General features: G+C 39.5%; 5 protein-coding genes and 3 pseudogenes. 5 read left to right on the top strand and 3 right to left on the bottom strand.

Annotation, left to right across the window (positions count from 1 at the left end):
- Nucleotides 1–103: 103 nt before the first annotated feature.
- Genes ACK2M2_RS16160 through ACK2M2_RS16150 form a run of 3 tightly spaced genes read right to left on the bottom strand, consistent with a single transcriptional unit; the run spans nt 104 to nt 3,123 of the window.
- Nucleotides 104–808, bottom strand: coding sequence for an ABC transporter ATP-binding protein (locus ACK2M2_RS16160; RefSeq protein WP_074947794.1), 705 nt, complete (start codon nt 806–808; stop codon nt 104–106).
- Between the two features lie 3 nt (nt 809–811).
- A complete protein-coding gene (locus tag ACK2M2_RS16155) occupies nt 812–2,020 on the bottom strand; it encodes an ABC transporter permease (protein ID WP_074947793.1) in 1,209 nt (402 codons plus the stop codon).
- A complete protein-coding gene (locus tag ACK2M2_RS16150) occupies nt 2,017–3,123 on the bottom strand; it encodes an efflux RND transporter periplasmic adaptor subunit (protein ID WP_409512948.1) in 1,107 nt (368 codons plus the stop codon). The genes ACK2M2_RS16155 and ACK2M2_RS16150 overlap by 4 nt, the downstream gene beginning before the upstream one ends.
- Nucleotides 3,124–3,465: 342 nt before the next feature.
- Here ACK2M2_RS16150 and ACK2M2_RS16145 point away from each other — a divergent pair.
- From ACK2M2_RS16145 to ACK2M2_RS16125, 5 genes and pseudogenes are all read left to right on the top strand, one after another.
- Nucleotides 3,466–3,570, top strand: a pseudogene (locus tag ACK2M2_RS16145) (transposase domain-containing protein); the annotation flags it as partial.
- Nucleotides 3,566–3,763, top strand: a pseudogene (locus tag ACK2M2_RS16140) (beta-ketoacyl-ACP synthase I); the annotation flags it as partial. The pseudogenes ACK2M2_RS16145 and ACK2M2_RS16140, both read left to right, overlap by 5 nt.
- A 65-nt stretch (nt 3,764–3,828) precedes the next feature.
- Nucleotides 3,829–4,281 carry a protoporphyrinogen oxidase HemJ gene (gene hemJ, locus ACK2M2_RS16135; protein WP_409512949.1) on the top strand — a complete coding sequence of 151 codons (453 nt, stop codon included), beginning with the start codon at nt 3,829–3,831 and terminating at the stop codon, nt 4,279–4,281.
- A gap of 272 nt (nt 4,282–4,553) precedes the next feature.
- Nucleotides 4,554–4,742: a transposase gene (locus ACK2M2_RS16130; protein ID WP_163122001.1), complete on the top strand. Its 189-nt coding sequence runs from the start codon at nt 4,554–4,556 to the stop codon at nt 4,740–4,742.
- Nucleotides 4,743–4,787: 45 nt separating this feature from the next.
- Nucleotides 4,788–4,865 (top strand): annotated as a pseudogene (locus ACK2M2_RS16125) (IS6 family transposase); the annotation flags it as partial.

Here is a 4,865-nt window from a genome sequence, read left to right as displayed (position 1 = left end):
TAAGGCATAGCGTTTAGTCATAAAAGTATAATGGGGACAAGGTGGTTTTCCTCAAGGTAATTGATGACACGCCCTAGATAAAATACTTTAAATTTCTAAGTTTTTAGAAACTACGACCCTCTCCTTTTTCTTCATACGTTATTCCCTCACGAATATGATACAGTCGCTGGAAAGTCGGAATAATTTTATCGTCATGTGTAACAACAATAATTGCTGTTTGAAATTTTTCCGCCATTTCGTGCAACAAACGAATTACAGTCATGGCACGAACGCTGTCTAAAGGTGCCGTTGGCTCATCTGCCAAAATGACAGGTGGCTTATTAATCAAGCCGCGTGCAATAGCTACACGTTGTTGTTCACCACCTGATAATTGCCCAGGCATGGCATGAACACGATGCTGAACATCTAAAGCAGTCAAAATTTCTAAAGCACTTGCACGTGCAGTGTCATTAGGAACACCTGCAAGCATAGGTAATAGCGCAACATTATCTAAAACATTCAAAAAAGGAATCAAATAAGGTGTTTGGAACATAAAACCAATTTTGTCACGTCGCAATGCACTTAAATCTTTTACCAACCAGTGTTGATCAAAAATCACTTCACTCCCTAAAGTCATACGTCCTTCAGTGGGATCAATCACAGCGCCTAAACATTTTAATAAGGTACTTTTACCTGAACCTGACGGACCAATCAGTCCAACAACTTCTCCTGGATCCACCCACATATTGACATCTTTTAATGCATAAAAAGCATTATCACCTTGCCCAAAACGTTTTTTTAAACCCTCAATTAAAATTCCGTGGGTCATGTGTTATCCTCCAATTGCTTCGGCTGGATCAATACGTAATGCCATACGAATAGCTACTAGACTTGCCAACATACAAATCAACATCACAGCAATAAATCCAAGAATAGAATCCTGAGGAATCAATAATACATACTTTGGAAAATATGGCGCAGCAAAGGTTGAAGTGATTTTACCTATAGTAAATCCAATTAGACCAAGTGCGAGCGCTTGCTGTAAGATCATCCAGGCAATCGTTCGGTTGCGTGTTCCAATTAGTTTCAGAACTGCAATTTCTCGAATTTTATCCATGGTTAGGGTATAAATAATAAATGCCACAATTGCCGCGCTCACCAAAGCCAAAATTACTAAAAACATCGCAATCTGCCTTGCTGATGTTGCAATCATCTTGCTAATTAAAATATGTTCCATTTGAAGACGCGTGTAGACAGTCAGTTGCTGCCAACGTTGGATGTGTTCAGCAGTATCTTCTGCGGAAGTACCAGTTTTAAGACGGACTAAAATTGCATTTACATAACGATTGCTGGTTTGAGCACTCAGAACACTGTCTAATAAATCTGGATACGCAGGACGATTGTAAATCGGATTTTGTGCGGTACGTCGGCGGTCTTGTAAAATTGCCGCATTATCTTTTTGAAATTGGGCTTGTTGTGCATCTTTAAGCGGAATAAAAATCATCGGGTCACCACCTGATGACACCATTCGTCGAGTCAATCCTACTACAGTAAAATAATTACGACGGATTTTGATGCGATCACCTAATTTAAGTCCTGAAGTGATGTCTACAACAGCTTCATAGTGCCCCCGAGTCAATTGACGTCCCGCTAAAAGGTAAGGTGGCCAGCCTAAATTATTCCAGGCATGTTCACCTGTATGGATTCCAACCACCATCGCACGGATATCTTTATCTTTATAATGAACTTGTGTGGTCAGATAAGTAATATTTGAGGCATGTTCTACTTCAGGTGTAGTCATGACACTACGATATAAATCATCACGCACACTAGAAGGTTCAGCATATGGACCAAGCGTATCTTGTTGTACCACCCATAAATCTGCACCGCTATTATTTAATAAAGCCTTGGCATCATCCACCATACCACGGTAGACACCCGCCATAATTAGAGTCACGCCGATCAACAAGCCAAGTCCAAAACCAGTAAAAACAAACTTACCCCATGAATGGAATATATCCCGACCGGCTAAGCTAATCATTCAGATGTTCCTGCAAGATTTTTTACAATACGCAAACGGTTTTTCGCATTAAGTGGTTTTTCACTATATAAAACGATTTGATCATTTTCTGATAGACCATCGAGTACTTGAACATCACCCTCTAAATTAGAGCGACCTAGTTTAATTTCAATAAATTGTAGTTTTTGATCTGTCACTTTCCAGACACCGACTTGGTTATTGATGCGGTGAATAGCAGCATTTGGAATAGCAAGGCTGCGAGACAGTGGTGCTAATTTAATTGTCACTTCTGCTAATTCACCTAAAGGGGGTAGAGGGTTAGGTTGTTGACTAAAGACTACTTTGGCTAAGATTTCTTCGGTAATAACATCTGCACGAGGCTCTACCCATAAGACTTGACCTGAAAGCGTGTTACTTTGACGCGAACGTAAATGAATTTGTGCAGGTAAACCTGAGGCTAAGCCAATCGCACTAGATTGATCGAAGCGTGTATTCAACCAAATAGACTTCGGGTCTACAATTTCCAATACGGTTTGCCCTGCAACTACAGTAGAGCCAGGTTCTGCATAACGGGCTGTGACTATACCTGGTGCTGTTGCCATTAAATTTAAATTGTCGCGCTGGGCTTGTAGTGTATTGAGGTCTGCACGAGCTTTATTAAGTTCTTGTTGCATTGAGCCAAGTGCTGTTGTAGCGAGATCAAGCTCCTGCTGCTTAATCGCGAGTGACTCTTGACTGGTGGCATTGATTTTGGTGAGTTGCTGATAGCGTTGAACTTGTTGCTGTGCAAACTTTTGACGAATTTGAATATCTTGTTGCTGAGAGATGATTTTTTGGATAATGGCACGTTGTGCAAGTGTTTTTTCTTCCAAATCGACTGGATCCATTTCTCCCAAGAGCTGTCCAGTTTGTACAGCATCGCCAATATCGACTTGAAGGTTTTTAAGACGACCTGCCGCTGTGGGACCAATTTTGTAATTATGACGAGCTTCAACAGTCGCTATACCAAACAGACTAGGCTGAATAGATTTATACTTAACCTGTGTCAGACTGACCTTGACTGGTGCAAAAGGTCCTGTACGTAGCAGGACATAAACCAAAAATAAAATTAATGTAATAAGCACTACAAAAACGGAAAGAGCCCTCTTTCCTAATGGAAATATTTGCATCTGTATTTTGCTTATCTTGATTAATTAAGAATAATATAATCTATTCTTAAATATTGTAAATAACAATTCCTTCTTAATTTAGATACTTAATCGGTCCGAGGCTGCCACTATCCAAGCTCATTCCACTGAATTATCACTTTCTAATGAACGAATTCCTTCCCAAAAAGCACTGTAGTAAGCTCTCTAGTGAACACACCTTACAAAGCTATTCGATAATCCTTAATTTGGTCCCCACTTAAAATAAGTGGAGACTTAATTCATGACTACAAATACTCATGCATGGGATGTAAGAGCTAGCTGTTTGCAGGATCACTGTACAGTGGTCAACGAGCTGTGAACACATGATGCTTACAGTCAGCGAAACTGAATGGACTGGATCCGTATGCCTATATGAGTGATTTATTCAGTATTGATGATGCAAAATGACTTTATTGCACCAAAAATCAACGTGACTGAACTGGATGAAGGTGCAAAACCATTTGATATCGTGCTTGAAAAATGTGACATAAAATTGAATACTATGATGAGTAACAGTTTCGGTTTTGGCGGTGTAAATGCATGTCTTGTTTTCAAAAAATTGAGAAGGCTAAGCTAAAAATTGTTGATCATTCGGCAACGGATGATCAACTTCTGCCACACTGCCCTTAAAAGGGTGAATAGATGGATGCTCCTTCTGATGCTTTCTTGTGGGTAAAAGCATTACATATTATTGCTGTAGTTTGCTGGTTCGCCGCTTTGTTCTACTTGCCACGTTTATATGTTTATCATGCGATGAGTGAAGATGCCACGAGTCATCAGCGTTTCCAGATTATGGAACGAAAGTTGTACCGCGGCATCATGTGGCCGTCAATGCTTGCCACTCTCATCACAGCGCATTTTTTAGTGGATTGGGGTGATGCAACTCGACATTACCATGAAGCACTCTGGTTTTACCTGAAAGTTGGATTAGTGGGCTTACTGGTGATTTACCATTTTTTTTGTGGTTATTACCGTAAAAAACTGATGGAAAACCCGCATTACAAATCACATAAGTTTTGGCGTTTCTTCAATGAAATGCCAACGCTTATTTTACTCGCAGTAGTGATTTTAGTGGTGGTTAAACCGCAGTTTTAATCCAGTTGATTTTAAAAAACCTCCTAAGTCGGTTTTTTTGGTGAGAATATATACACTTTAAATGGGTTCTAACAACAATTCGTATATTAATATAAATAACTTAAAAATCATTTATGAGAAAAATAGGTAAAAATCCATTTTCGAAACAACTTGGTTGTTTCTCAATTAAAAAAAGCGTGGATATCGTAAGCGTCCGCTGAACACACCTTATGAATTCATCCTATAAGCTTTAATTTAGTCCCCACTTAAAAACAAAGTGGGGACTTAAATTTATGACTACAAATAATCAGACATCCATCGCATCTCTTGCGAAAAAACGAAGAACATACAGTGCTGAATTTAAGATCGTTCAGGCTTGTAAAGCACCAGACGTTTCAATTGCTTCGGTCGCTTTGAAACATGGATTGAATACAAATCTTGTATCCAAATGGATTCGCTTAATTGGGCACTGTTGCAAATAACCACGAATGGTAAGCTGAAGACTGTTTTAGCTAAAGGTGCAGCATATGAATCCTTTCCATGGTCGGCATTTTCAGGGCGAAATCATTCTTTGGGCTGTGCGCTGGTATTGTAAATATGGCATT

Origin of the sequence: Acinetobacter sp. TY1 (assembly GCF_048551395.1) — a bacterium.
Taxonomy (GTDB): domain Bacteria; phylum Pseudomonadota; class Gammaproteobacteria; order Pseudomonadales; family Moraxellaceae; genus Acinetobacter.
The sequence above is the reverse complement of the archived record's forward strand: the minus strand, read 5'-3'. Positions and strand labels throughout refer to the sequence as shown.

Excerpts from the sequence above, each read along its gene's own strand:
- ACK2M2_RS16130 (WP_163122001.1), top strand. The coding sequence starts at position 4,554 with ATGACTACAAATAATCAGACATCCATCGCATCTCTTGCGAAAAAACGA.
- ACK2M2_RS16155 (WP_074947793.1), bottom strand. The coding sequence starts at position 2,020 with ATGATTAGCTTAGCCGGTCGGGATATATTCCATTCATGGGGTAAGTTT.
- hemJ (WP_409512949.1), top strand. The coding sequence starts at position 3,829 with ATGGATGCTCCTTCTGATGCTTTCTTGTGGGTAAAAGCATTACATATT.
- ACK2M2_RS16160 (WP_074947794.1), bottom strand. The coding sequence starts at position 808 with ATGACCCACGGAATTTTAATTGAGGGTTTAAAAAAACGTTTTGGGCAA.